Source organism: Sphingomonas sp. CFBP 13603 (assembly GCF_014892665.1).
In the GTDB taxonomy this organism is placed as follows: Bacteria; Pseudomonadota; Alphaproteobacteria; order Sphingomonadales; family Sphingomonadaceae; genus Sphingomonas.
In genome coordinates, this window is record NZ_JADBIA010000007.1 from 57,004 (window position 1) to 83,321 (window position 26,318).

The following is a 26,318-nucleotide window of genomic DNA, read 5'->3' on the forward strand; positions in this document are numbered from 1 at the left end:
TCACAAAAATTAACCTCAGACACAGCCGATTAGGCCACCGACCGGCATGACGATCGTATCGCGCCCGGGGCGGTCGATCCGTAGCGTCGCGGACGTCACGGTAGCGCCGGCCGAGATGTCGGCGCGGACCGCGACGGCCATGTCGAGCGTCGCGGTCACGTCGCCGCCGCGGTACTGTGTCACGCCGCCAAAGCCGAAACCTATCGTGGGCGACTGCGTCGTCATCGCGTAGTCATTGGTCTTGCCGTCGATCGCGAGACGGATTTGCGCGGGGTCGGCGGTGGCCATCGCGACGAGCTGCCGGCCGGTATCCATGCTCCAGAGATACGCGGCGCACCCCTTGGCGGGGAGCTTCTGCGTGCCGATCGCACCGAGGGGACCCGGACCCGGATTCGCCCCCGGATTGGCCGCGGCCGACGGCGCCGCGGCTTGCAGCGCGAGCATAAGAGCGAGCGATATCATGGCGTCAGCCCTATCATGAACAGCCACGCGGGATAAGCCGCGATCGCCAGCAACGCGCCGAACGGAAGCGCGGTGTCCGCCGCCATGCTGCGTCCCTTGAGGTGCGCGGCGAGGACGACGCCAAGCCCGATCATGCTCGCGATGAGCAGCACGGCGGGCAACATCTGCCACCCGAGCCACAACCCGATCGCGCCGAACAGCTTCGGATCGCCGCCCCCCATCCCGTCGCGGCCACGCAAATGCCTGTAGCCGAACGCGACCAGCCACAGCGTTCCGAACCCGGCGAGTCCGCCGATCAATCGATCGGGCAGCGGCGGGTCGATATCGAGCGCGACGCCGACGAGCCCGGTCGCAGCCAGCAGGATCGTCAGTCGATCAGGCAGCCAGAATGCGACGAGGTCGAGGCTCGCCAACGCCAGCAACAGCCATCCGAACACCGCGCCAGCTATGCCGACCGGTCCCGGCGCAACGAGCCCCGCAGCCAAGCCGATCGCAAGCCCCGCCAACTCGATCCGCCAATGCACCGGACTGATCGCAACGCCGCACCCTTTACACCGGCCGCGCAGGACGAGCGCACTCAGCAGCGGTACCAACTCGACCGCGCGGAGTGTCCGCCCGCAGCCATCGCACGCCGATCGCCCCTGCATCACCGATCGCCCGTCGGGCCAGCGCGTCACCAGCGCCGCGACGAAGCTGCCGACGATCGCCCCGAGCACGCCCAGCAACACCGCCCAGAACGCAGCCTCAGACACCCGTTTTCCGCACCAGATAGCGATACACGCCGAGGAGGTTGATCCCGAACAACACGATGTTCTGCGTGCCCAGCGCCCAGTCCCCGGTCAAGACCGCACCGCTCAGCCACGCGATCGACGAGCCGACGAACAGCACGAACCCCCACCCCGTCACGCGCCGCCCGAAATCGAGCGACACCATGAACGCGGCGATGACGCCGGATGCTGCGGCGGACCATTTGAGCGTCGTGATGAGTGTTTCCATCGGACCGGTGTACGCGGTTCCGCGCCGCCCGATACTGAGCGAGGTCAACACGCCGCGTATGGCGACAGCGGCTAGAACTTCAGCGTGTAATAGCGCGAGAACGCCGTGTCCTCATACGTGCCGAATGGCTCGCAGGCGACGAACCCTGCTCGTTCATAGAGCGACCGCGCCGGCGCATAAGCCGAGGTGCTGCCGGTTTCCAGACTAACGCGACCATAGCCCCGCGCGCGTGCCTCGGCGATCAGATGATCGAGCATCGTGCGACCGACACCGCGACGAAGCCGATGGGGGGACGTCCGCATCGACTTCAGTTCGCCGTGGCCTGGATCAAGCTGCTTCAGCGCGCCGATCCCGGCGAGGACATCGTCGTCCCAGCACGACCACAGGATAACCGCCGGGTCGCGCAAACCGCTCATGTCGAGCGCGAAGACGCTGTCCGGCGGCGAGTTCGCATAGGCCTCCCGGAGATGCAGCGCGATCAATGCGACGACATCGGGATTATCCAGCGTATCTCGAACGATCCGCATAGTCTCCACCTCCGTCTTCAAGTTCAGGGCAGCGTCTCGCCGGCTTCCACGCCCCACAGCGCGCCGATCTGCACGAACCCCGCCTGCCCCTTCACGTCCATGCGGCACCAGCCACTGCCGCACTGGCTCAACCGCCCGACCACGCCTGGAGCGGCCCACCACAGCAAGCGGCTGCCGGCATTGGGCTTCTCGCGAAGTTCGACGGGGTCAGCGCCGTGCACGATCGCGGTGCGCGTGCCGCTCAGCAGGTTCGCCTGCATCCAGCCTTCGGTGCCGTCCGGATCGGCGATCTTGCGCCATTCCTTGTAGATCGCGACCACCTTGATCGGGAGATCCTGGCGCTGATACAGCCAGCTCGCCGGATAGGTCCGCGCAGGGCCGGTCCGCATCCGCGCGCGCGATGCCGAGATCGACGCGTAATAGGGCAGCGTGCGCTTCGTCGCGTCGGCCGCGGTCGCCGGGTCGGGCATCAGCGCGGTGACAACAAGAGCGGAAAGCGCGGCGGCGAGAATGCGCATGGTCATGTCCTAACTGGCGAACCGAACTCCTATCGCGACGAACCGCTTTCCTCAACCGAAGTTGCGGCCCCGACGGTGACGGGACGTTGACGGGCACGAGCGCCTTCGCCAAGCCATCCGCATGACCGACACACGCCGCTGTCCGAACCCGAAGGTCGTCGTCACCCGCGAGCTGGCCGATACGCTAATGGATCGGATGGAGGCGCTGTTCGACACGCACAACAACCGCACCGATGTGAAGCTCGACCGCGACCAGCTCGCCGCGGCGATGGCCGATTGCGACGTCTTCGTGCCGACCGTGACCGACGACATCGACGCGGCGCTGATCGCGGGCGCGGGCGACCGGCTGAAGCTGATCGCCAATTACGGCGCCGGCGTGAACCACATCGACCTGAAGGCGGCGCGCGCGCGCGGGATCATCGTTACCAACACGCCGGGCGTTCTCACCGAGGATACCGCCGACATGACGATGGCGCTGATCCTGTCGGTGCCGCGCCGGCTGGCCGAGGGCGAGAAGCTGGTGCGGTCGGGCCAGTGGAAGGGCTGGAGCCCGGGCGGAATGCTCGGTCACCGGATCGGCGGCAAGGCGCTCGGCATCGTCGGGATGGGGCGGATCGGCCAAGCGGTCGCGCTGAGGGCGCGCGCGTTCGGGCTGACGATCCATTATCATAACCGCACCCGCCTGCCCGCGGTCCGCGAGGCGCAGCTGGCCGCCACCTTCCATGCATCGCTCGACGACATGCTCGGGGCGGTCGACATCATCACGATCCACACGCCCTTGAACGCCGACAGCCGCGACCTGATCGACGCTCGCCGGATCGGCCTGATGCAGCCGCATGTGTACCTCATCAACGCCGCGCGTGGCGGGATCGTCGACGAGGGTGCGCTGGTCGATGCGCTGGAAGCAGGCAAGCTAGCGGGTGCAGGTCTCGACGTCTGGGCGCACGAGCCGGCGATCGATCCGCGGCTGCTCGCGCTGCCCAACGTCGTGATGCTGCCGCACATGGGCTCCGCGACGCTCGAAGGGCGGATGGCATCGGGCGAGCGCGTCATCCAGAATATCCGGATGTGGGCGGATGGCCATCGCCCGCCGGATCAGGTGCTCGACGGCTGGGTCTGAGCCCGCCGATACGATCTGCATCAATATTTCGGAACCGATGCCGCGATGCAGCATTTGTTGGATACCCCCGGAGAGACAGGAGTATCCAAGATGAAGAAGTTTGCCGTTTCCGCCCTGCTGGTCGCATCCGCCGTGTCGATGAGCGCATGCTCGACGCTAAAGGGCGCGGGCATCGGTGCCGCCGGTGGCGCAGGCGTTGCCGCCGCGACCGGCGGTAGCGTCGAGAAGGGTGCGGCCGTGGGCGGCGCAGGTGGCGCCGTCGTCGGCACGGTCGCCGACTGATCGATGAACGATCCTCCCCCGCTAGGGGGAGGTGGCACCGAAGGTGACGGAGGGGGAGGATACGGAACAAAGGTTGCCCTTTCCTCCCCCCTCCATCTGGCAAGAGCCACCTCCCCTGCCGAAGGGAGGACTAAACCAAACGCCCTTAAACCGCGCGCATCCAGTGGGTTCGCGCTACCGTTCCGGTCAGGACCTTCGACCCGAACGCCTTGATGATCTTCGCCGCATCCGCGCTGTTCATCAGCACGACGCGCGTGCCGCCCGATGGCAGCGTCTCGATCGCGCTGATGGTCGCGTCGTGCTTCTTGCACATCGCGACGACCTGTGGCTGTTCGACGCTGACGTTGACCGCGCGCGAGATCGGCACGACCGTGTCGGTGCCAATCGTCACGATGCGATCCCTGTAGATGCGATGGCTGAAGTGATCGTCATGCGGCATTCCCGGCTCGGAGCGGGAGCGCAAAGCATCTCTCAGTCGCAGCATGCCCGTACGAAGCGCCGCGATGCATCTGCTATGCGCGCTATCGCCCCGAACGGCAATGGCGCGGCATGCTTTCGCTATGCTCGCACCCGCAGCAAAGCGAGCCCGAACCCGACGAAGATTGCCCCCGTCACGCGGTCGAACGCACGCCGCAACGCGGGGCGCGTCAGATAGCGCGCGAGCGTCCGCCCACCGGCAGCGTACACGCCGTACCAGAAGCTTTCGACCACCGCGAAGGTCGCCACGAGTATCGCGAACTGCGGTGCCTGCGGTGAGGCGCGATCGACGAACTGCGGCAGGAATGCTGCGGCGAACAGCAGCAGCTTGGGATTGCTGATCCCGATCACGAACCCGCCGCGGAACAGGCGCCACGCCGACACGGTCGGGGGGAGCGCCACCGGCGTCGTATCGTCGCCGACGTCGATCGGAGCCCCCGCCCCGCGCCACGCCTTGATCCCGAGGAATATGAGGTACGCGACGCCGGCATAACGCAGCGCGTCGAACACCCGCGGCCACGCCGCGAGCAACGCGGACACGCCCGCCGCGGACGCCGCCAGCACGAGCACCAGCGCGGTAAGGCACCCCGCCATCGCCGCGACGCTACGCCGCGCGCCGAAGGCGATGCTGCGCGTCATGACGTGCAACATGTTGGGTCCTGGCGTCCCGCATAGGAGGAACACCGCAACCACGAACAACCACCAGGCGTGTAGCGTCATTTACGGCTCCTGTTGTTCACGGGGCGGTTCGGGCGGTTCCAGCGAGCCGTCTGCCCCCAACCCCGTCACCCCAGCGGAAGCTGGGGTCTCCCCGTTTGGCGGGCGACTAAAACCTCAGAACGATACCCCAGCTTTCGCTGGGGTGACGGGGCTGCTTAGGAAAACGGGGCAAATGTTTGCTTGAGACGCGTTCGGCTCAGTCACCAATATCTACCGCCTCAATCCCCCGTCAAAATCCGGTCGACCAACTGCCCGACGCTCGGCACGAAGCCGTTCGAATAGAACGGATCCTTCTTGAAGTTATACGCCGCATGGCCTGCGAACATCAGGTTCTGGTCGATGTCGCCGCCATGCGCGATGTCCTGCAACGTCTTCTGGATGCAGAAGCTGCGCGGGTCGGCGAGACGTCCGGTCGAGTTGGTCTCGGTATCCGCCCAGCTCGAGAACGAGCATTGCGACAGGCAGCCCATGCAGTCGGCCTGGTCCTTGCGGATCATGCCCTTCTCGGTCGGGCTGACGAACACCAGCGTATTGTCCGGCGTCTTGAGCGCATCGGTATAGCCCTCGCCGAACCACTGCCGCGCACGCAGCAGGTCGTTGCGCGTGACCCAGAAGTTCTTGCCCTTCACGCCCACGTCGAGCTGGAAGATGTGGTCGCCCGCCTCCTGCGTCGAAAACGCGATCTGGCGCTCCGAGCGTGCTTCGAGCGAGCGCAGGAACGGGTTGCGCACCGCCGACGAGTAGAACCCCGTCGGCGAGAACTTGTGCAGCAGCACGTCGCCTTCCTCGATCTGCGTCAGCGCGTCCTTCCACCCCTGCGGGATCGGGCTTTCGCGCGTGAGAAGCGGCCGCGTGCCGAACTGGAACGCGATCGTGCCGAGCTCGGGATTGTCGATCCAGTCGTTCCAGTCGCGCAGATACCAGACGCCACCGGCCATCACGATCGGCACGTCGTCGCTGATGCCACCTTCGCGCATCACGTCGCGCAGTTCCTTCACGCGCGGATACGGGTCCTGCGGCTTCAACGGGTCCTCGGCGTTCGACAGGCCGTTATGCCCGCCCGCGAGCCACGGATCCTCGTACACCACCGCGGCAAGCCACTCGGCCGCCTTAGAATAGGCGCGCTTCCACAGCGCGCGGAAGGCTCGACCGGAGCTGACGATCGGCAGGTAGCTGACCCCGTAGGACGCGGTGATCTCGGACAGCTTGTACGGCATGCCCGCGCCGCAGGTGACGCCAGCGACCTTGCCGCGCGTGCGTTCGAGCACACCGTGCAGGATCCGCTGCGCGCCGCCCATTTCCCACAGCACGTTGATGTTGATCGCGCCCTTGCCGTCGGCGATCTCGTAGGCACGCTCGACCTGCTGGACCGCGCCTTCGATGGCGTATTCGACCAGTTCCTCGTGACGGGCGCGCCGCGTCAGGGCTTCATAGACCTGCGGGATGATCTTGCCGTCGGGATCGTAGCTGTCGGCGTTGACCGCCGACACGGTGCCGATACCCCCGGCGGCAGCCCAGGCGCCGGCCGACGCGTGATTGGTCGCGGCAACGCCCTTGCCGCCCTCAACCAGAGGCCAGACTTCCCGACCGTTATAGACGATAGGCTTCAGGCCCTTGAACACGACGTCACCTCTCCCGGAAAATACGGCCCCCTATATCGCAAGGACGCAGCGTGCGAGCAATATTACGACCTAGGTTAGCGCACCCGGACGCTTCAGGGCATCTTCGTACAGCGCGCGATAGCGAGCGATCATAACCGCTTCGTCGAATTCCGCGCGCGCCTTGGCCTGGTTTGCGGCACCGACCGAGGCGCGCAAGGCGGGATCGCCGACCAGCGCCTGCAACGCATCACGCAACCGAACCTCGTTTGCGATCTCGGTCACGAACGGCAGATTCTCGGGCGCGACCATCCGCGTGATGTCGCCGACCGGATAGCTTGCGATCGGCAGGCCCGCGGCCATCGCCTCGACCACCGCGATCGGGAACTGCTCGCTGCGCGACGACACGGCGAGCATGTCGAAATGGCCGATATAGCGATACGGGCGATCGAGAAATCCGGGCAGCACCAGCTTGTCCGCCATCCCCATCGCGGCGGCGGCTTGCAGGATGTTCGCGCGCTCCGGGCCCTCGCCGATGATCACCAGCCGCACCCGGCCCGAGACGCCACCGACAGCACGGACTAGCGCGGTGAGGTCCTTCACCTCGCGCAAGCCCGCCAGCGCGCCGATCACGACTTCCTTGGCGTTGCGCGTGAACCCTGGGATCGCCTTGGGTTCGGGCTTCTGCGCGTAATAGGCCGTGCCGATCCCGTTGACGATCCGGTGGACGCGCTCGCGCGGCTGCTTCCAGGTCTTCAGCGCGATGCCTTCGAGCACCTCGGAGGGCACCGCGAGCGCATGCGCCGCGCCCAGCGCGAGCCGCCGATAGATGTTGCGCTCGATCTTGAGCCCGCCCGCCTCGTCCGCGTTGAACCCGTCTTCGTGGTGCACGAGCGGCGGCGCCCCCTTCGCGAACGCGCGGCGCGCCATCGCCCCGTCGATCGCACCCCAGTTGTAGCTCAGCACCAGGTCGAACCGCCGCATATACTGCGCGATCGCCTCGTAGCGCTTGACCGAAGGCTTACCCGTCAGCGGCGGTGGATTCTGCGCGATCTCGTAGCGGATTCCCTTCGCAATCGAATCCCGCGCTCCCAGGGCATCGGGCATACCCGACACGATGGTATGCTTCGCGCGGTCGCCGAACGCATTCATCAACCGAACCGCCCGCGCCTCCTTGCCGCCAAGATCGAACGACGAGTGGAGATGCAGGATGTTCACGGGAGCAGACATGGCAAACGCGATGCCGATTTCGGCGCGCGCTTTCAAGGGACCTTCGATACCCGACAGGACTTGCCCGCTCCGCCATCCGCGTTCGCCGTTCCCGCAATGACCACTTGCAGGCGCCCCCTGGTTGGACGAGCATGGTAGGCAAAGGGGAGAGAATGATGATCAAGGCATTTCTGGTCGGGCTGGCGGCGACCGTCTCGGTATCGGCATTGGCGCAGACCAAGCCGTCGACCACGACTTATATCCAAGCCGGCACGCTGCTCGATCGCCCCGGTCAGGCGCCGCGCGGCAACACGACGATCATCGTTCGCGACGGCAAGGTGGCGGAGTTGCGCGACGGCTTCGTGGCGCCTGAGCAAGGCGCGACTCTGGTCGATCTCCGCAACGCCTTCGTCCTGCCGGGGCTGGTCGACATGCACGTGCATCTCTGGGGTATCGGCGGCGATCCGATGCGCGCCCGTCTGGAGGCGCTGAACCGCGACCGGTTCGACGACGAGATGACCGCCGTCGCCAACGCGCGCACGACGCTGAACGCCGGTTTCACGTCGGTCCGCGATCTCGGCGGCGATCCGCGCGGCAGTCGTGCGCTCCGCGATGCGATCGATGCGGGGACGGTCGAGGGACCCAGCATCACCAACGCGGGCGAGATGATCTCGGTGACCGGCGGGCATGGCGACGGCGGCAACGGGCTGGCCGAGGAATTCGCCGACATGGTGCATGCCAAGGAAGTGAACCTGTGCGACGGTCCCGACGACTGCCGCCGCGCGGTGCGCGCGCAGGTCGCGCTCGGCGCCCGCGTCATCAAGTTCGCGGCGACCGGCGGCGTGCTCTCGAACGTCAGCGGCGGGCTCGGCCGCGCGATGACGCCCGAGGAGATGCGCGCGATCATCGACACGGCGCATACGCTCGGTCGCAAGGTCGCCGCGCATAGCCATGCGACCGAAGGCACGCGTGCGGCGCTGGAGGCCGGTGTCGATTCGATCGAGCACGGGACGTTCCTCGACGCGGACACGATCAAGCTGTTCAAGACCAGGGGCGCCTATCTGGTGCCGACCGAGATCGCGCCCGTCGCGGCGCTCGCGCAGGCGCGGGGCGGCGCGCTGCCCCCCGCGACGATCGTCAAGGCCGAAGCCGCCGCGGCCGCGATGGCCGACAGCCACCGTCGCGCCTATGCCGCCGGCGTGAAGGTCGCGTTCGGAACCGATACCGGCGTGTCGAAGCACGGCGACAACGCGACCGAGTTCGCGCTGATGGTGAAGAACGGCCTCACCCCGACGCAGGCGATCGCCGCCGCCACCGTCGGCGCCGCCGACCTGCTCGGTCGCGACGACATCGGTACGCTGGCGCCCGGCAAGACGGCGGACATCATCGCGGTGACGGGCTCTCCGCTGCAGGACGTCACGCGGCTCGAACACGTCGATTTCGTCATGCACCGCGGCAAGATCGCCAAGACGTCGTCCGGCGGCGTCTGACGGCCGGGATCGACCGCGCGGCGCCCGGGGTTCAGTGACGCTGACCCCGGCCCGTCGCGGCCCAGTAGAGTCCGCCCAGCAAATGCTGGAGATAGCGCTCGTCGCGGTACGCCTCCGCATCGTGGCCGAGCAGCGTGACGAACACCCGTCCCTTCTCATACCGATGATACCAGGCTTCGGGGTGGTCCTTCCCCATCGGCTTCGCCACCTGACCCGGCCAGATCCTGGTCGGATCATAGCTCGTCTCGTCCACCGTCAGCACCGTATCGATGGGCACCGCGAACGGATTGCTGGTGACGTAGAACTCGTCGCTCCAGATCCAGCGATCGGGCACGCCGAACGTCGCCGGAAAGCCCTTGTCGACCACGGTGACGACGCCGGTCTGCAGCATCGGATGATTGACGAAACTGCGACCCACCAGTTTCTCGTACCACGGCCAGTCGGTCTTCGGGATGATCGCGGCGCGGTGCACGACGATCGCGTTGCCGCCATCCCGCATATACGCCTCGAAATGCCGACGCTGCGTCTCGCTCAGCTGTTCCGCCGGGGTATTGAGGAACATCACCGCCGCGTAGTGGCTGAGGTCGCCGTCGAACACCGCAGGGTCGCTGGCCCACTCGACGTGGAACGCATGCAGCTTTGCGAGGTGCTCGATACTGTCGCGCGCAACCGGAATATATTCATAGTGGTATTTGCTGGGGGTCGCGATCACCAGGACCTTGAACCGATCCTCGGCGAAGCCGACCGACGGGATCATCAAAAGGACGATCGCGAGAAGCGCTCGAAAAGCCGCGGTCATCATGTCCCTTTCGCGTCGCCAAAGCGCCTTATAGCGATCGAAGCCCCGCCGATGATACCGCAGCGCGTGTCAATCCGCCGGCGTGGCGAACCAGATGACGTGTCGCGGCCCCTTGCCGTTGCTGCGTGCACGGACGACGACCTCCTCGGTGCGGAAGCCGGACGAGGCCAGACGACGGACGAAGACCGGGTCGGGTGCCGCGGACCAGATCGCCAGGACGCCGCCGGGGGCGAGCGCCCGCTTCGCCGCAGCCAGTCCGCGTACCGAATAGAGCCGGTTGTTGTCGGTCCGCGTCAGCCCGTCGGGGCCGTTGTCGACGTCTAGCAGGATCGCGTCGTACGCCGACGACGCCCCTGCGATGACGGCGCCGACATCGCCCTGCACCAATGTCACCCGCGGATCGTCGAGACAGCCCGCCATCAGCGTCGCCATCGGCCCGCGCGCCCAGTCGATGATCTCCGGTACCAGTTCGACCACCGTTATCCGTGCGTTCTGGTCGAGCGCCGCCAGTGCCGCGCGCAGCGTGAAGCCCATGCCGTACCCACCGATCAGCAGATGCGGTCCCTGCTGGCGCGGGCGCCTTCCCAGCCGTTCGCAGGTCATGACCGCGAGCGCCTCTTCCGAGCCCGTCATCCGCGTGCTCATCAGCTCGGCACGATCGAGCAGGATCATGAAGTCGCCGCCGCGGCTGTACAGGTGCAGTTCCTCACCGCCGCCCGGCACGATCGCGGTGGCCAGCAATTCCCGTGGTGTCATGCTGCGCTCGCGTCCCTGGCTACCGAGGGCTGCATCAATGCGGCCGCCGCCCGGCAGTCCGCGCGGCATTGGCCTTCTCTTCGGTCGCGAGCTTGCGCCAGCGCGCGAACCGGTCCGGCGCAAGCGTGCCCGCCTTGATCCCCGCCTGGACCGCACAGCCCGGCTCTACGGTGTGCGAACAATCCGAAAACTTGCACGCCTGCGCCGCCAGTTCGAAATCGTCGAACACCTCGGCGATCCCGGTCGACGCGTCCGATAGTTGCAGTTCGCGCATGCCGGGCAGGTCGAGCAGCCAGCCGCCCTCCTCCAGCCGGTGCATCTCGCGCACGGTGGTCGTATGCCGTCCCGTCGAATCACCCTTGCGGATCGCCTGGGTGAGGATGCTCTCCGACCCGCGCAACGTGTTGACGAGCGTCGACTTTCCGACGCCGGACGAGCCGAGGAACGCCACCGTCTTGCCCTTGCCGCACCAAGCCGCGAGGTGTGCGATGCTGGCCGGATCGCGACCGTCGATCGCCTCGACTTGCAATCCCGCCTCGATGCCGTGCACCGCCGCCACGAACGTGTCAGGGCTGTCGGTCAGGTCGATCTTGGTCAGGACGACGACCGGGTTCACGCCGACCTCGCGCGCGAGAACGAGGTACCGCTCGATCCGCGCGACGCTGAAATCCTGGTTGCACGACGCGACGAGGAACACCGTGTCGACATTGGCGGCGATCATCTGGTCCTTGCGCGGATCGGCCGGCGATCGCCGCTTGAACAGGTTCATCCGGTGGAGGACGCGCACCGGCTCCAGCGTCCGATTGTCGATCAGCAGCCAGTCGCCGACGGTCGGATGATCGTCCGTCGGCAAGGCACCGGCTATGTACGGCGAGACGAAACGCTGGCCCCCTTCGCCGGCGACCGCGATCTGGCCGCGGTGGACGGACATCACGCGAACGGGGTGGCATTGCGCCGTTTCGTCGTCCGAAACCTGGACACTGAAATGATCGTTCCAGCCAAGATCGAGCAGTGTCTCGGTCGGAGCTGTCATCGGGTTGCGGCGTCCACTATCATGCCGGTTCGGCTGACATCATCCGCGCCGATACGCAAGCGACCAGGTCGACGCCAAACCGTCGCTACGCGGCTCGCCAACGCCGATATCCCATGACCGCCAGCGCGATCATCACCGCATAGAGGCCTGCCGTCAGCATGAGGCCCTTGACGATGAACATCCCGACATAGAGCACGTCGACCACGATCCAGAGCAGCCAGCTCGCAGCGTGGCGCCGCGCCGTCCAATATTGCGCGACCAAACTGAAACTGCTCAACCCCGCGTCCATCCACGGCAGCGCCGCGTTCGTGTAACGGCTCATGAACCAACCGATCGCGAGCGCCCCGACCGCACCGGCCGCCAGCCCGGCGGAGGCTTGTGCGCGATGCAACGGCCTCACGACGATGTCGCCGGTATCCGCCTTGCCACGCGCCCACGCGATCCAGCCATAGACGATCGCGATCCCGAACAGCGCCTGCAGGACCATGTCCGCATACAGGCGAACGTCGAGGAAGAGCTTGAAATACAGCGCGCAGGCGACGAAATTGACCGGCCAGCACAGCATGCGCCGCGTCGCGGTCAGCCAGATGCCCGCGAAGCTGACGACGACGGCGATGATTTCGAACCCCGTCATCGGACCGGACCCTCGCCGCCGATTCGCTTCAGGAAATCCTGACCGGCTGCCGACAGGAACCAGTCGGCATGACCGACCAGATAGTCGTCCCATGCCAGCGTTGCGGAATCCGGGTCGCCGACGATGCCGGCGAAGTAGTCGATCTCCGACAGCGCGAATTCGAGATGGACCAGCGGCAACAGGCGCACGATCGTCGCGATGTCGGCGCGGCTCAAAGGCCGGATCGTCGCATAGCCCGAAAGGATCGCGATCGCGGCCTCCGGGTCTGCGATCGCCGCGTCGTTCCCCTGCGCCAGCTTCAACCACTGTACCGCGGTCCGCTCGATCGCGGTGGCGATATCGTGGACGGCGCAAGTACGGTCGGCGAGACCGAAGTCGAACACCGTCCGCACGCTCCCGTTGCCCGCCCAGAGCAGGTTCGACGGATGCCAGTCGTTGTGAGTCCAGAGCGGCACCTGCGCCGCCAGCAGCGAGGGAAGCCCGTCGCCCAACGTTCCGAACAGTCTCGCAAGATCCCGCCGCCACGGCTGAGCCGCTAGGAACGCAGCGAGCGCCGGACGGGCGGCGACATAGGCTTCGGCCGCCGCGATCGGATCGGCTGCGGGCAGGATCGTAAAGCTCGCCACGAGCGGCTGCGGTCGACGCGCCGGAGCCGTGAAATCGCGTGCGGCCTCGTGCAGCGTCGCGAGGGCGACACCCGCGGCATGCGCGTGGGCGTGCGAGAAGAACGGCGTCCACGACAGGCTGTCACGGTACAGGTCCGCGCCGGGCGCCTCGCGAAAGAGTTCATAGGACCACTCACCGCGCGCAACGCCACTCCCGCCATCAGCGGTCGCCATCACTTCGGCCACGGAAACGCCCGCACCGGCGAGATGCGCGATGAATGCGTGCTCCTCGGCCAGGCCCTCGATCGAGCGGACACTCGCGTGATGACGTTTCAGCAAGAACGCGCCCTGCGTCGCGTGGACCAGCGTCGCGGCGGAGAATGGTCGCGGGGAATGCCAGTGCAGACCGGTCATCCGTCCTGCCGCCGGGAAGCGGGCGAGTAGCGCCTCGGCCTCGTCCGCGGTTATCGCGGGCCAGGTCGGCGCCTCCATCGCGGTGCCCATGCCGTGGACGAGATGCGCGGGCTGCGACGCCACCTCAGAACGCCCGCGAGATCGTCGCCATGACCGCCGCGCCGCTGCCGATGTAATAGGCGGGCGGTGCGCCGGCGATGACCGTGCCGTTACGGCCGATCGTGTCCTGCGCATTGGTGCTGACTGATTGCACACCGGCGAGGACGTGCGGATCGGTGACGTTGATCGCGTTGACGCGCAGGTCGGTGCGCTTGCCGTCGAGCCAATCGGCGAGGTGCATGCCGACTGACAGATCGAGAGTCGCATAGCCCTTGATGCGTTCGTCGTTCATGAAGCTCGCATATTGCCGGCCGATATATTTCGACGCGACGCTGCCGAAGAAACGCCCGTCGTCGTAGATCCCGCCGGCGCCGAACTGGACGGTCGGGCTGGACACCGCGTGCTTGCCCCTGGTCGGCAGGAAGTCCGCGCCGACCGGGAGGTCGTCGTCGATCCGGGCGCGCAGATATTCGCCGGAAAGATACAGGCTGACCCCGGCGATCGGGCGATAGTCGATCTCCGCATCGATGCCGTACGAGGTCTGGCCACCCGCGTTGAGCGTCGCGTTGACCTGCGCGCCGCCCTGGTCGAGCACGGTCGCGAGTTGGCGGTTGCGGAACTTGTAGTGGAAGCCGGTCACCGACGCGGAGAACTGCTCGCCGATGAAGCGATAGCCCACTTCCTGCGAGACCGAATATTCGTTTTTGAGCGCGTTGGTCCCCTGCACGACGACCGCGCCACCCGCATAGCTGTTGTAGAGCGTGAACTCGTTCGGCGTGCGGAAGTTGGTGGTGATGTTGGCGAACAGCTGCTGGCGATCGTCGATCCGGTAGTGGATCGCGGCGCGCGGCAACGCGGCGAAGCTGTCGTTGCGCACCTTTTCCTGCGGTCCGGGAAGGTAATTGCGGCCATTGCGGAGGACGTTGACGCCCTTGAACCCCGCGTCGATTGTCAGCCGCGGCTTCAGTGCGATGCTGTCAGCGAGGAAGAAGCCCTTCGTCACGGTGACGGTGCGCTGGTTCTCGTAGGCGAGCAGGCGGCCGTCGGCGGTGCGGATGGCCTTTGAACGATAGCCCCAGCGGTCGAACGGCTGCCCAGCGGCGTCGATCGAGGTGTACGACTGCGTGACGCGGTCGGTGCCGTAGTCGAACCAGAGTCCGGCGGTGAGCGTGTGTGCGGCGGTCTTGAAGGTCAGCTTGCTGACGTTGCCGGTCCGCATCTGGTCGCCGGTATAATTGCCGAGTACCGTCGCGACGCCATCGACTGCGCCGGGCAGCGCGATCGGCTGTGCCAGTTCCTCGGTGCCGAGGAAATTGCCTTCGGTGGTCAACTGCGTGCCGTAAGGCGAGTTGCCGTAGCCGAACTGGAGATAGGTGGTGCTGTCGAGCGCCAGCCGATCGGTCAGCACGAGATGCACCGGCGCGGAGGCGTAGAGGTTGCGGAACGGCGCGCGGTACAGCCGCCAGTAGTTGGTGTTCCCTGCCGTGTAGCGCTTGTCGTAGTTGAACCCGCGACCCTGCGCTTTCCACTCGGCGAGCGTCGGGCTCGGATAGCTCGACGAGTTCGCATCATTGTACGACAGCGCTAGGCTGGCGCGGTTGCCGGCGCCCCATTCGTTGAGAATCTTCGCGTCGATATGCTGGCGGGTGTCGAAACCGGCACCCCGCCAGTTGTCCGCGCGGGTGTTCGAATAGGACAGGAACGCCTTCAGCCCGGTATTGCCGATCGTCCCGCTATCGACGCGGAAGAACCCACGCCGCGCCGCGTAGCTGCCGAGCGACAGGTCGACGAGCGCGCCGAGACGCGCCTTCGGATCGTCCAGCGACAGCGACAAAAGCCCGCCCGCGCCGCCGAGCGTCGGTGAATCGATATCGACCGAGCCCTGCGCCAGCGTGATACGCTTGAGGTTCTCCGGGTCGGCGAACTGCGACGGATAGGCGTAATAATAGCCGATGTCGTTCTGCGGCGCGCCTTCCATCAGCACGCCGATCTCGTCCTGGCCGAGACCGCGCAACGTCAGACTGGAACTCGTCGACAGGCCGTACGGGTCGCTTGATGCGACGTTCGCGCCCGGCAGTAGCGTCACCAGCTGGAACGCGTTGAGCGTCGGCGCCTGCTTGACGATGAAGTCGGCGGAGATCGCACTTTGCGCGCGCGGCACCTTCTGGTCGAGCAGCAGACCGGCTGGGTCCTGCTTACCGACCACCCGGATCTCCGCGGGTTCGACCGGATCGGACGCTTGCGCCACGGCCGACGATGCGGCGAGGGTCGCAGACAGGGACAGTGCGACCCGCCCCAGAAGTCTGCGCTCGCGCCCAGCGGAAATCACACTCAAACCAGCACTGAAAAACGTCACGTCCACTCCAATCGGAGGGACGACGGGCCAGCCGCAGACCCTCCCTACGCCGGTATAAGCCGGATCAGGTTCAGCGGGTCATGGGCTGCTGCCCACCTCTCAGCCGCGCATGAGCGGCCCCCCGGGGATACGCGTCGCTTAGGCGGTCCGGGGGTGCGTGGAAAGCGCTATCGCGTGCGGTTCACGGGGCGGCGGCGAACACGGCCTTTGGGATATGCGTGATCCGGCACGCGAGGTCCGCCTCGCCGCTGGCAACGACGTAGAAGTCGCCGGCGTCGGCGATGCCCGTCGTGAAGACCACGTTGTCGAGGTACATGCTGTCCTTCAGCGGCTCGGTGAGCGCGGGGTTCGGTTCCAGCAATGCGGTGTGCTCGGTCGCGACGGTAATCGACGGGTCATCCTTGTCGAGGATCGACCAGTACGTCCGGTAGATGCCGACTACGCCAGATGGCTCGACACCGTGCCACAGCGTCAGCCAGCCGCGATCGGTCAGGATCGGGGGCGCGCCGCCGCCCATTCGCGCGGTCGAAACGGTGGCGGAATGCGGGCGGATGCCGGGCTTGTCGTGCGGCTTCCAATGGAGCGCATCGGGCGAGCGCGACAGGTTGATCGATGGTCCGCTGCGCCATTCGCTGCCCGGTGGGTAGGCGAAATACAGATCGCCGAGCGGCCGCGTCTGCGCCCAATACTGCCCGGCGATCAGTCCTTCGAAGATCAACATGTCCTTGTTCTGGTGATCGAGCACGATCCCTTCGAGCTGCCAGTCGAGCGCGTCGGCGGACGAATACAAGGTCGTCGAATGCCGCTCCGGGCTGACCGAACACGTGGTCATCAGATACCGATCCCCAACCTTCGAGATCCGCGCATCCTCCACACCGTAGCATTGGTACGACGTCCGCGGCGCGATCGCCCTGTCGTAATGCACTGCCACGACCGATCGCCCCTCGGCATCCAGTTCGACCGGCAGCAACCAAGACAACGACGTCAACGCCATCACCTTCCACCCGCCCCCAGGGATCAGGAACTTCCGCGGATCCTTCGTATCGACCATCGCCAGCGGCCAAGCGTCGAGCACGTACGCGCCATCTTCCCAGCGGATCGCATGGACGTTGCCATCCCTGATCGGCTTTTTCAGCGCTTCGGCGACCCGCACCATCAGCATCAGATTGCCGTTCGCCAGCCGCGTCATCCCCGGATTGAACGCGCCGAGCACATAAGTTTCGGCGCCGACCTTCCCCGCCAGCGGCGAGCGCGACAGGTCGATGTCGGCAGGGGTGAAGACGAGCTGGTCGAACATGCTATTCTCCTTGGTACGTATTCCATCTGTGCCCCCCGTTGAAAGCGGGGGTCCAGGGCCACGAACGCTGTCCTATGGTACCCTGAGCTCCCGCTTTCGCGGGAGAACTAGAAAGGGAGATTACTCCCCCTCGAGCGCCCGCGGGACGATGACGATCTGCTGGATCACGGTCCGCGTCGGCTGGGTGAGGAGGAACTCGACCCCCGCCGCGATATCTTCGCCGCGCAACATCTGTTCGGCCTCGATCATCTGGCGCTGCTTGTCGTCGGGTACGTCTGGGTATTGCATGTCGGACCCGACCTTGCCCGGCTCGACCAGCGACACGCGGATACCCTTGGGTCCCAGTTCGCGCCGAAGCGCTTCCGAGAAGCCCGCGATCCCCGACTTGATACCGGCATACACGGTCGAGCTCGGCCCGAGGATGTGCGCGCTCAGCGAGCCGATGATGACCATGTCACCGATCGGCGTCATCCGGTGCGCGGCGTGATGCGCACTGAGCAGATAGGCGGTGAAGTCCACCGCGATCGCGTAGCGCAGCGCGTCCTCGCTCATCTGCGTAAGGCCGCCCGCCGCGACCGCCGCGTTGATGACGGTGATGTCGAAGCCACCAAGATACGCTTCCCCGGCATCGAAGAACGCGCGGACCTTGTCGGGATCGGCGAGTTCGGTGACCATCCCGTCGCCCTCGCCGACTTCGCGGATGTGCGTCAGCGCATCGGCCAAATACCGTTCGTCGCGCCCGCAGACATAGACCTTGGCGCCGTTCGCCGCGAGCATCACTGCGATCGCACGGCCGATCCCGGTCGTGCCCCCGGTGATGATCGCGCGGCGACCTTTAAGAGGACGGGCATCGGTATGCAGGTCGGCGCGTTCGGTCATCAAATTTCCCGGCAGATCAGTGAAGTCCGCGCCTGACGCACGGTTCCCGCCGTCTCTAAGCGCGGATCGCCGCCCCCTCAAGCGCACGCACCAGCAACCGGTCGATCGGGTCCTGCAGCATCGTCTCGCTCAATGTCGGCGCGTGGCCGACACCCGGCACCGTCACCAGTTCCGCCTGATCGAGCGATGCCGCCATCCGCTCCGCCGTCGCCGCCGACAGCAGGTCCGATCGCCCCCCGCGCACGATCAGCGTCGGCACATCGCGCAGGGAGCCGAGCGCCTGCCACATGTCCGGCCCCGCCTCGTTTCCCGGCACGCGGAATGGCTCGGCGATCTTCAGATCGTAATCGAGCACGATCCGCCCCGAACTGTTGAGCCGGTACAGCCGCTTGGCCATCGCCAGCCAGTCCTCGATCTGCCAGTCGGGATAGACGTCCGCATTGTTTTCCGAAACGCAGCGCGCAGCGTGCATCCAGGTCGGGAAGACGCTCGCCTTGCCGACATAGCCGCGGATTCGCGACAGCCCCTGCGCGTCGATCTCTGGCCCCACGTCGTTGAGCAGCGCCGCCATCATCCGCCCGCGCGAAGGCCCCGCCATCAGCATCGTGACGATCCCACCCAGCGACGTCCCAAACGCGATATACCGGTCGATACCCTGATCGGTCAGCAATGCCTCGACGTCCTGCACGTACGTCAATGGCACATACGACATCGGGTCCTTCGCATACGCGCTCTCGCCGCGCCCACGAAAGTCCACCGCGATCAGGCGCCAGCGCCCCGCGAGCCTCGCCGCGAGCGCATCGAAATCGCGCGCATTACGCGTCAGCCCCGCCATGCAAATGATCGGCGGCTGGCCTTCCGCACCGCCCGGATAGTCCCTGGCGTGGAGTCTCAGCCCGTCGTTGGACCACCAATAGAGGTTTTCGTAAGCGGCCATGGTTGCGTCCTTCGGGTAGCGGCCACCATATCGCCGCATGCCTATCTCCCCGCAAGCCTATCGCCCCGAAGCAAAGCTCCTCGACCTCGGCGACGGCTTCTTCGATCCCGTCGCGCCTGCGGACTTCCCCGAGACGCGAACCCGCTTCCGCAACGATCGCGCCGCCGCGCAGATCGGAGTCGACACGCTCTCTGACGACGAATGGACACGCCATTTCGGCCGGTTCGAGCCGCTCCCCGGCACGCTCCCCCAGCCGTTCGCGCTCCGCTATCACGGCCACCAGTTCCGCAACTACAACCCGGATCTCGGCGACGGCCGCGGTTTCACCTTTGCGCAGATGCGGGATGGCCGAGGTCGGTTGATGGACCTCGGAACCAAGGGATCGGGCCAGACCCCGTGGAGCCGTGCAGGCGATGGTCGCCTCACCCTCAAGGGCGGGATGCGCGAAATCCTCGCGACCGAGATGCTGGAAGCGCTCAACGTGCCGACTTCGCGGACACTGTCGCTGATCGAGACCGGGGAGGAACTCCAGCGCGGTGACGAACCCAGCCCGACTCGCTCCGCGGTGCTGGTCCGCCTCAACCACAGCCATGTCCGCATCGGCAGCTTCCAGCGCCTCGCCTACAACCGCGACGAAGCGGCGTTACGCAAGCTCGTCGGCTACACGCTGCGCAACCTCTACGACGAGGACAGCGAGGATCCGGTCCGCCTGCTCGACCTCGTCGTCGGCCGCACCGCGCGCCTCGCCGCGCGCTACATGGCGGCGGGTTTCGTCCACGGCGTGCTCAATTCGGACAACATCAACGTCACCGGCGAGAGCTTCGACTATGGCCCGTGGCGGTTCGCCCCGACCTGGGACCCCGCCTTCACCGCCGCCTATTTCGACCACCAGGGACTGTACGCGTTCGGCCGCCAGCCCGAGGCGATCCACTGGGACATGATGCAACTCGCCGTCGCGCTTCGCCAGATCGCCGAGAGCGACCCGCTGGTCGCGGCGCTCGACCAGTTTGGCCCGCGCTACCAACCCGAAGTCACGCAGGCGATCCTCTGGCGCCTCGGCGTCCGCCCGCGCGATCCCGACACCGACCGCGACCTCGTCCAGGCCACCGAACGCGCACTTCGCACCTCGGGCGTCGGCATCGACCGCTTCTTTTTCGACGTGTTCGGGGGCGACTTGCCCGAAACCTATACCGACCCCTGGACCGAGGTCCGCGCCGCGCTCGCGTCGTACGAACCCCGCAAGGACCGGTCGCACGCCTATTGGTCGGGTGAACCGTGCAGCATGCTGATCGACGAAGTGGAGGCGATCTGGGCCCCGATCGCCGAGCACGACGACTGGGCGCTGTTGACCGCGAAAGTCGCCGCGATCCGCAACATGGGAGACGCGCTCGCCGAATAATTGGAATCATCCCTGATTTGAGGCAAGAGCAGCGCCATGTCCGACGAGATCATCTCCCACGAACCCGCCACCGGCGCGGTCCTCTGGCGCCATCCGGTCGGCGACGTCGACGCGGAGGTCGCCTGCGCGCGCGCCGGCTGGTCGAGCTGGGCGTCGAAGCCGCTCGCCTTCCGGATCGAGACGATGCGGCGCTTCGCCAACATCGTCCGGCAGCGCAACGATGCCTTCACCGATCTGATCGCGCGCGAAACCGGCAAGCCGATCTGGGAAGCGCGCGGCGAGGTCGAGACGGTCATCGCCAAGGTCGACATCTCGGTCAGCGCCTACGCCGATCGCACCGCGCAACGCCGCCTCGAAGCGACGATGGGCTCGCGCATCGCCGTCCGCCACAAGCCGCACGGCGTGCTCGCGGTGCTCGGGCCGTATAACTTCCCCGCGCATCTGCCCAACGGCCACATCGTCCCGGCGCTGATCGCCGGCAACGCGGTCGTCTTCAAGCCGTCGGAAAAGACCCCGGCCGTCGGCGCGTTCCTGGTCGAGTGCTTTCGCGCCGCCGGGGTGCCGCCCGAATGCATCCGTCTCGTCATCGGTGGCCCGAACGAAGGCAAGGCGCTCGCCGCGCATCCCGATATCGACGGACTGCTGTTCACCGGCTCGGCGCGCACCGGCCTGGCGCTCAACCGCGCGTTCGCCGACAAGCCCGAGAAGATCCTCGCGCTCGAGATGGGCGGCAACAACCCGATCGTCGTGTGGGACACGCCCGACCTGCACACCGCGGCGATCCTGATTATCCAGTCGGCATTCACCACCGCCGGGCAGCGCTGCACCGCGGCGCGTCGGCTGATCGTCGATAGCAAGCTCTACGACCCGCTGATCGCCACGCTCGACAAGATGGTCGGGCGGATCATCGTTGGCGAACCGCACGCCAACCCCGCCCCGTTCATGGGCCCCGTGATCGACAACGAAGCCGCCGAGCAACTGACCGAGAGCTTCCTCGAACTACTCACGCGCGGCGGCCGCCCGATCCGCCATCTCGAACGCCCCGTCGCGGATCTCCCGTTCCTCAAGCCCGCGTTGATCGACGTCACCGACATCGCCGATCGGCCCGATATCGAGCTGTTCGGGCCGATCCTCCAGGTCGTCCGCGTCGATGATTTCGACGCTGCGATCGCCGAGGCGAACAACACGCGCTACGGCCTGTCCGCCTCGTTGATCAGCCAGACCCCCGCGCTGTACGACCGGTTCTGGGCGAACATCCGCGCCGGCATCGTCAACTGGAACAAGCCGACCAATGGTGCCTCGAGCGGCGCGCCGTTCGGCGGCATCGGCTGGTCGGGCAATCACCGCCCCAGCGCCTATTACGCGGCGGATTACTGCGCTTACCCAGTCGTCAGCAGCGAATCCGAAAGCGCCCGCGCGTCGATCGGGATCGGCCTAGCCGACGGCTGATTACTTTCGATCCTCCCCCGCCAGGGGGAGGTGGCGCGAAGCAACGGAGGGGGAGGACACGGAGCAGAGGTTATCGCCGCCCTTCCCCTCCGTCTGGCAAGCGCCATCCACCTCCCCCTAGCGGGGGAGGATCGGTCGGTTCGACGACCAACATGCCCCGCCACGAAAGCAATCCTACCTCCCGCCAAAGCATCATTCGGTTGCAGCGCAGCGCCCATCCGCCCATCTCCGGTCGCATGGCAAGCCTCCTAGACCCCACCGCCCGCGGGCGCGTCATCCTCGTCGGGGCGGGCCCTGGCGATCCCGGCCTACTTACCGTCCGCGCGGTCGAAGCGCTGAAGACCGCCGACGTCGTCGTGCATGACGGTCTGATCGACCCACGCGTGCTCGATATCGCGCCACCCTCCGCCCAGCGCATCTCGGTCGCCAAGCAGCGCGCGCGTCACACGCTGCCGCAGGAGGCGATCAACGCGCTGATCATCGCGCACGTGAAGACCGGCGCGATCGTCATCCGGCTCAAGGGTGGCGACCCGTTCGTGTTCGGTCGCGGCGGCGAGGAGGTCGAGGCGGTTCGCGCTGCGGGTCTCCCCGTCGAAGTGATTCCTGGCGTCTCGGCTGCACTCGGTTGTGCCGCCGAAGCGATGCTGCCGCTGACGCACCGCGATCATTCGAGCGCAGTCAGCTTCGTCGCGGGCCAGTGCAAGGGTTTGACTGAGCAGGACTGGTCAGGGCTCGCCGGCCAGGGCCGCACGCTCGTGATCTACATGGGCATCGCTACGGCGACCGAGATCGCAGACAAGCTGATGGCCGACGGCGTTGCGCCCGATATGCCCGTCGCCGTGCTGGAGCGCGGCACGTTGCAGGGCAGCCGTGCGATCCGGACGCTACTCGCCGATCTCGGCGCCATGGTGGCGCGGGAAGCGGTGAAGAGCCCCGCGATCATCGTCGTCGGCGAAGTCGTCGAACTGTCGGACGCCGAAGACAAACTCGCCCGCTGGGCCCGCGTAGCAGAGGACGCCGCCGCATGAAGCTGTTGACCGGAAACGACCTTCCCACCGGCGACGTCGTCTGGTGGACCGGCAATGGCTGGTCGCGCCACATCGAGGACGCGGCCGACGTCGGCGTCGCGGGCGAAGCCATCCTCCAGGCGGAGGAAGGCGCACGCCGCGTCAACGTGCCCTATCTCATAGAGGCGACGCAGACCGACGACGGCCCCCGCCCCGCCCACATAAAGGACCGCATCCGCGCTTTGGGCCCGACGATGCGGCCCGACCTGACTCTCAAACCCGCCGACCCCAACGCCGGCAGCTGGGTAATCTGACATGTATAAATACGACGAGTACGACCAGGCGATCGTCGACCAGCGCGTCGATGAATTTCGCGACCAAGTCCGCCGCCGCCTCTCGGGCGAGCTCACCGAGGACCAGTTCAAGCCGCTCCGGCTGATGAACGGGCTGTACCTCCAGCTGCACGCCTACATGCTGCGCGTCGCGGTGCCGTACGGGACGCTCGACGGGCGCCAGATGCGGATGCTTGGGCACATCGCGCGGAAGTACGATCGCGGCTACGGCCACTTCACCACGCGGCAGAACATCCAGTTCAACTGGATCCAGCTCGACCAGACCCCGGACATCCTTCAGGAGCTCGCGACGGTCGAGATGCATGCCATCCAGACCAGCGGCAACTGCATCCGCAACATCAGCTCCGACCAGTTCGCCGGCGCCGCCGCAGACGAGGTCGCCGACCCGCGCCCCTGGGCCGAGCTGATCCGCCAATGGTCGACGTTCCACCCGGAATTCACGTTCCTGCCGCGCAAATTCAAGATCTGCGTGATCGCGGCGGACGAGGATCGCGCGGCGATGCGCCTCCACGATATTGGCATCGGTCTTCACGTCCGCGACGGCGAACTCGGCGCGAAGATCTACGTCGGTGGCGGCATGGGTCGCACGCCGATGATCAGCCACGAGATCCGCGACTTCGTGCCCGCCGACGACCTGATGAGCTATCTCGAGGCGTGCCTGCGCGTCTACAATCGCTACGGCCGGCGCGACAACATCTACAAGGCGCGGATCAAGATCCTGCTCCACGAGATCGGCCCCGACGAATATCGCCGCCAGGTCGAGGAGGAATTCGCGGCAGTGAAGGGCCTTGGGCTCGACCCTCCGCGGGCCGAGCTGGAGCGCATTACCAGCCACTTCGGCGCGCCCGATTTCGACGCGAAAGCCTCGACCCATATCGACCGCAGCGATCCCGACTTCGCGGTCTGGCTCGACCAGAACGTGAAGGCGCACAAGCAGCCGGGCTATGCGATCGTCAACGTCAGCCTCAAGCCGATCGGCGGTATCCCCGGCGACGCGTCGGCGGACCAGATCGACGTGATGGCCGATCTCGGCACGCGCTACAGCTTCGACGAACTGCGCGTCACGCATGCGCAGAACATCGTCCTGCCGCATGTCCGCATCGCCGATCTGCACGCGGTGTGGTCGGCGCTGAACGAGGCGGGTCTGGCCGAAGCCAATCTCGATCTGATCAGCGACATCATCGCCTGCCCCGGTCTGGATTATTGCAGCCTCGCCAACGCGCGCTCGATCCCGCTCGCGCAGAAGATCGCGACGCGCTTCGGCAGTCTCGATCGCCAGCGCGATCTGGGCGAACTGAAGCTCAAGATCAGCGGGTGCATCAACGCGTGCGGGCATCATCACGCGGGCCACATCGGCATCCTCGGCGTCGACAAGAAGGGCACCGAAAATTACCAGCTCTCGCTCGGCGGCTCGGGCGCAGAGGATGTGAGCCTCGCGAAGATCACCGGGCCGGGCTTTTCCGAAGACGGCGTGGTCGACGCGATCGAGCGCGTGACGGACCGGTACCTGCAGGTCCGCGATCCCGGCGAACGCTTCCTCGACACCTACCGCCGCGTCGGCTTCGAGACGTTCAAGGAGGCGATCTATGGTTGAGTATCCGGACCAGACATTGCTCCGCTTCCGCGACGACGAGCCGCATGACGAGCCCGCGGTGACGCTCGATTCGTTCATCGGCCAGAGCAACGCGGCGGCCGTTCGCCTGGAGGCAGGCGACGATGCACGAGCGCTGTTGCCGCAGATCGACCAGCTTGCGCTGATCGAGGTGAGCTTCCCCGGCTACCGCGACGGGCGTGGTTATTCGTCCGCGCGTATCCTGCGCGAGGCGGGCTATACCGGCGAACTGCGCGCGCAGGGTGACGTGCTGGTCGACCAGATTCCGCTGATGCGGCGGTGCGGGTTCGACAGCTTCGCACCGCAGGCGCCGATCGACATCGACGTGCTGCGCGCAAGCCTCGAGCGCTACGACACGCCGTACCAGAAGGCCGCGGACGGCGCGGTGCCGGTGTGGAAGCTGCGCCATGGGTGAGCCCGCGCGCCAACTCGACATGATCGACGTCACGCCGGCGTTCACGCGCGCCGATGCGATGGCGATGCAGGACCGGTTCGAAGGCGTCTCCGCGCAGGAGATGCTGTTCGAGCTGCTGGTCGGCGAGTTGCGCGGGCGGATCGCGGCGGTGTCCTCGTTCGGCGCGGAGTCGGCGGTGCTGCTGCACATGGTCGCGCAGGTCGATGTCGACGTGCCGGTCGTGTTCACCAATACGCAGAAGATGTTCGGCGAGACCTTGGCGTACCGCGATGAGTTGGCGGAGAGACTGGGGTTCACCGATCTACGCGTGTTCAGGCCGGATCCGCGGTTGCTGGCGATCAAGGACAAGACGGGGTTGCGCTGGTCGTATGACCCCGACGGGTGCTGCGATTTGCGGAAAGTCGAGCCGTTGCGGCGGGCTCTTGCCCCGTTCGATGCGTGGATTTCGGGGCGGAAGGGGTTCCAGTCGGGCACCCGTACTGCTTTGCCGCGGTTCGAGGAGGATGAGGGTCGGTTGAAGATCAACCCGCTTGCCGACTGGGACAAGGCCAAGCTCGATGCATATTTCGCGGAGCATGAATTGCCGCGGCATCCGTTGGAAGCTCAGGGGTATCTTTCGATCGGCTGTGCGCCATGCACGACCAAGGTAGCCCCGGGCGAAGACCCCCGCGCAGGCCGGTGGCGGAGTTTCGACAAGGTCGAATGCGGTATCCACGCCCCCACCGATTACGACCCGATGATTTGATCAAATTCCCTCGCCCCTCCGGGGAGAGGGAGGGAGGAGCCACTTTGCGACGGAAGGGAGAGGGGCGTTGGGATGAACAGTCCCTAGCCACACTCCCCTCTCCCTTCCTACCGTAAGCGCGGCGGGCCCC

Annotated in this window: 28 protein-coding genes and 1 riboswitch; of the genes, 10 read left to right on the top strand and 18 right to left on the bottom strand. The window is 66.5% G+C overall.

Annotated features, from left to right (window positions below; genetic code table 11):
• Positions 1-15: 15 nt before the first annotated feature.
• The 5 genes from IFR23_RS12215 to IFR23_RS12235 form a co-directional block, all read right to left on the bottom strand.
• Positions 16-462: a hypothetical protein gene (locus tag IFR23_RS12215; RefSeq protein ID WP_192976159.1), complete on the bottom strand. Its 447-nt coding sequence runs from the start codon at positions 460-462 to the stop codon at positions 16-18.
• Positions 459-1,214 carry a prepilin peptidase gene (locus IFR23_RS12220; RefSeq protein WP_192976160.1) on the bottom strand — a complete coding sequence of 252 codons (756 nt, stop codon included), beginning with the start codon at positions 1,212-1,214 and terminating at the stop codon, positions 459-461. The genes IFR23_RS12215 and IFR23_RS12220 overlap by 4 nt, the downstream gene beginning before the upstream one ends.
• The gene (locus IFR23_RS12225; RefSeq protein ID WP_192976161.1) at positions 1,207-1,458 is read right to left on the bottom strand and encodes a hypothetical protein; all 252 of its coding nucleotides are present in this window, start codon (positions 1,456-1,458) and stop codon (positions 1,207-1,209) included. The genes IFR23_RS12220 and IFR23_RS12225 overlap by 8 nt, the downstream gene beginning before the upstream one ends.
• 71 nt (positions 1,459-1,529) lie before the next feature.
• Entirely contained in the window at positions 1,530-1,985 is a 456-nt protein-coding gene (locus IFR23_RS12230) for a GNAT family N-acetyltransferase (RefSeq protein WP_192976162.1), read from the bottom strand.
• Positions 1,986-2,008: 23 nt separating this feature from the next.
• Positions 2,009-2,509: an SH3 domain-containing protein gene (locus IFR23_RS12235; protein WP_192976163.1), complete on the bottom strand. Its 501-nt coding sequence runs from the start codon at positions 2,507-2,509 to the stop codon at positions 2,009-2,011.
• Positions 2,510-2,624: 115 nt separating this feature from the next.
• Here IFR23_RS12235 and IFR23_RS12240 point away from each other — a divergent pair, with 115 nt between their 5' ends.
• Positions 2,625-3,623 carry a 2-hydroxyacid dehydrogenase gene (locus IFR23_RS12240; RefSeq protein ID WP_192976164.1) on the top strand — a complete coding sequence of 333 codons (999 nt, stop codon included), beginning with the start codon at positions 2,625-2,627 and terminating at the stop codon, positions 3,621-3,623.
• Between the two features lie 90 nt (positions 3,624-3,713).
• Positions 3,714-3,905 carry a hypothetical protein gene (locus tag IFR23_RS12245; RefSeq protein ID WP_093399163.1) on the top strand — a complete coding sequence of 64 codons (192 nt, stop codon included), beginning with the start codon at positions 3,714-3,716 and terminating at the stop codon, positions 3,903-3,905.
• A 145-nt stretch (positions 3,906-4,050) separates the two neighbouring features.
• On the opposite strand, the gene IFR23_RS12250 is transcribed toward IFR23_RS12245, so the two are convergent.
• The 4 genes from IFR23_RS12250 to IFR23_RS12265 form a co-directional block, all read right to left on the bottom strand.
• Positions 4,051-4,296: a hypothetical protein gene (locus IFR23_RS12250; RefSeq protein ID WP_197978441.1), complete on the bottom strand. Its 246-nt coding sequence runs from the start codon at positions 4,294-4,296 to the stop codon at positions 4,051-4,053.
• 167 nt (positions 4,297-4,463) lie between these two features.
• On the bottom strand, positions 4,464-5,102 hold the full coding sequence (locus IFR23_RS12255; RefSeq protein ID WP_192976165.1) for a LysE family translocator: 639 nt from the start codon (positions 5,100-5,102) through the stop codon (positions 4,464-4,466).
• Between the two features lie 218 nt (positions 5,103-5,320).
• Entirely contained in the window at positions 5,321-6,724 is a 1,404-nt protein-coding gene (locus IFR23_RS12260) for an NAD(P)H-dependent flavin oxidoreductase (protein WP_107963591.1), read from the bottom strand.
• Positions 6,725-6,793: 69 nt separating this feature from the next.
• Positions 6,794-7,930, bottom strand: coding sequence for a glycosyltransferase (locus IFR23_RS12265; protein ID WP_192976166.1), 1,137 nt, complete (start codon positions 7,928-7,930; stop codon positions 6,794-6,796).
• A 155-nt stretch (positions 7,931-8,085) separates the two neighbouring features.
• On the opposite strand from IFR23_RS12265, the gene IFR23_RS12270 reads away from it, so the two are divergent.
• A complete protein-coding gene (locus tag IFR23_RS12270) occupies positions 8,086-9,399 on the top strand; it encodes a metal-dependent hydrolase family protein (protein ID WP_192976167.1) in 1,314 nt (437 codons plus the stop codon).
• Between the two features lie 31 nt (positions 9,400-9,430).
• Here IFR23_RS12270 and IFR23_RS12275 read toward each other — a convergent pair whose 3' ends face one another.
• The 9 genes from IFR23_RS12275 to IFR23_RS12315 all read right to left on the bottom strand — a co-directional run bounded on the left by IFR23_RS12275 (position 9,431) and on the right by IFR23_RS12315 (position 19,208).
• The gene (locus IFR23_RS12275) at positions 9,431-10,198 is read right to left on the bottom strand and encodes a ThuA domain-containing protein (protein ID WP_192976168.1); all 768 of its coding nucleotides are present in this window, start codon (positions 10,196-10,198) and stop codon (positions 9,431-9,433) included.
• Positions 10,199-10,267: 69 nt separating this feature from the next.
• Positions 10,268-10,954 (bottom strand): spermidine synthase, encoded by a 687-nt coding sequence (locus tag IFR23_RS12280; protein ID WP_192976169.1) that lies wholly within the window; start codon positions 10,952-10,954, stop codon positions 10,268-10,270.
• A gap of 34 nt (positions 10,955-10,988) precedes the next feature.
• Complete coding sequence (gene rsgA, locus IFR23_RS12285; protein ID WP_192976170.1) at positions 10,989-11,987, bottom strand: ribosome small subunit-dependent GTPase A; 999 nt, start codon at positions 11,985-11,987, stop codon at positions 10,989-10,991.
• Between the two features lie 85 nt (positions 11,988-12,072).
• The gene (pnuC, locus tag IFR23_RS12290; protein WP_107963593.1) at positions 12,073-12,621 is read right to left on the bottom strand and encodes a nicotinamide riboside transporter PnuC; all 549 of its coding nucleotides are present in this window, start codon (positions 12,619-12,621) and stop codon (positions 12,073-12,075) included.
• Positions 12,618-13,763, bottom strand: a complete 1,146-nt coding sequence (locus IFR23_RS12295; protein ID WP_192976171.1) for a phosphotransferase — start codon at positions 13,761-13,763, stop codon at positions 12,618-12,620. The genes pnuC and IFR23_RS12295 overlap by 4 nt, the downstream gene beginning before the upstream one ends.
• 1 nt (position 13,764) lies before the next feature.
• Positions 13,765-15,987, bottom strand: coding sequence for a TonB-dependent receptor (locus IFR23_RS12300; RefSeq protein WP_342344951.1), 2,223 nt, complete (start codon positions 15,985-15,987; stop codon positions 13,765-13,767).
• A gap of 132 nt (positions 15,988-16,119) precedes the next feature.
• A riboswitch (TPP riboswitch) is annotated at positions 16,120-16,229 on the bottom strand.
• A gap of 47 nt (positions 16,230-16,276) precedes the next feature.
• Entirely contained in the window at positions 16,277-17,392 is a 1,116-nt protein-coding gene (locus tag IFR23_RS12305; RefSeq protein ID WP_192976172.1) for a glycoside hydrolase family 130 protein, read from the bottom strand.
• A gap of 120 nt (positions 17,393-17,512) precedes the next feature.
• The gene (locus IFR23_RS12310; protein WP_192976173.1) at positions 17,513-18,271 is read right to left on the bottom strand and encodes an SDR family oxidoreductase; all 759 of its coding nucleotides are present in this window, start codon (positions 18,269-18,271) and stop codon (positions 17,513-17,515) included.
• A gap of 55 nt (positions 18,272-18,326) precedes the next feature.
• Positions 18,327-19,208 carry an alpha/beta fold hydrolase gene (locus IFR23_RS12315; RefSeq protein ID WP_192976174.1) on the bottom strand — a complete coding sequence of 294 codons (882 nt, stop codon included), beginning with the start codon at positions 19,206-19,208 and terminating at the stop codon, positions 18,327-18,329.
• Positions 19,209-19,245: 37 nt separating this feature from the next.
• Between IFR23_RS12315 and IFR23_RS12320 the strand changes: the two genes are divergently transcribed.
• The 7 genes from IFR23_RS12320 (at position 19,246) to IFR23_RS12350 (ending at position 26,188) form a co-directional block, all read left to right on the top strand.
• Positions 19,246-20,607 (top strand): protein adenylyltransferase SelO, encoded by a 1,362-nt coding sequence (locus tag IFR23_RS12320; RefSeq protein ID WP_192976175.1) that lies wholly within the window; start codon positions 19,246-19,248, stop codon positions 20,605-20,607.
• A 36-nt stretch (positions 20,608-20,643) separates the two neighbouring features.
• Complete coding sequence (astD, locus tag IFR23_RS12325; protein WP_192976176.1) at positions 20,644-22,056, top strand: succinylglutamate-semialdehyde dehydrogenase; 1,413 nt, start codon at positions 20,644-20,646, stop codon at positions 22,054-22,056.
• Between the two features lie 236 nt (positions 22,057-22,292).
• Positions 22,293-23,084, top strand: coding sequence for a uroporphyrinogen-III C-methyltransferase (gene cobA, locus IFR23_RS12330; protein ID WP_192976177.1), 792 nt, complete (start codon positions 22,293-22,295; stop codon positions 23,082-23,084).
• Positions 23,081-23,377 carry a DUF2849 domain-containing protein gene (locus IFR23_RS12335; RefSeq protein WP_093399173.1) on the top strand — a complete coding sequence of 99 codons (297 nt, stop codon included), beginning with the start codon at positions 23,081-23,083 and terminating at the stop codon, positions 23,375-23,377. Before cobA ends, IFR23_RS12335 begins: the two co-directional genes overlap by 4 nt.
• A gap of 1 nt (position 23,378) precedes the next feature.
• Entirely contained in the window at positions 23,379-25,010 is a 1,632-nt protein-coding gene (locus IFR23_RS12340; RefSeq protein WP_192976178.1) for a nitrite/sulfite reductase, read from the top strand.
• Positions 25,003-25,443 (top strand): DUF934 domain-containing protein, encoded by a 441-nt coding sequence (locus IFR23_RS12345; protein WP_056050673.1) that lies wholly within the window; start codon positions 25,003-25,005, stop codon positions 25,441-25,443. Before IFR23_RS12340 ends, IFR23_RS12345 begins: the two co-directional genes overlap by 8 nt.
• The gene (locus IFR23_RS12350; RefSeq protein ID WP_192976179.1) at positions 25,436-26,188 is read left to right on the top strand and encodes a phosphoadenylyl-sulfate reductase; all 753 of its coding nucleotides are present in this window, start codon (positions 25,436-25,438) and stop codon (positions 26,186-26,188) included. The genes IFR23_RS12345 and IFR23_RS12350 overlap by 8 nt, the downstream gene beginning before the upstream one ends.
• Positions 26,189-26,318 lie beyond the last annotated feature (130 nt).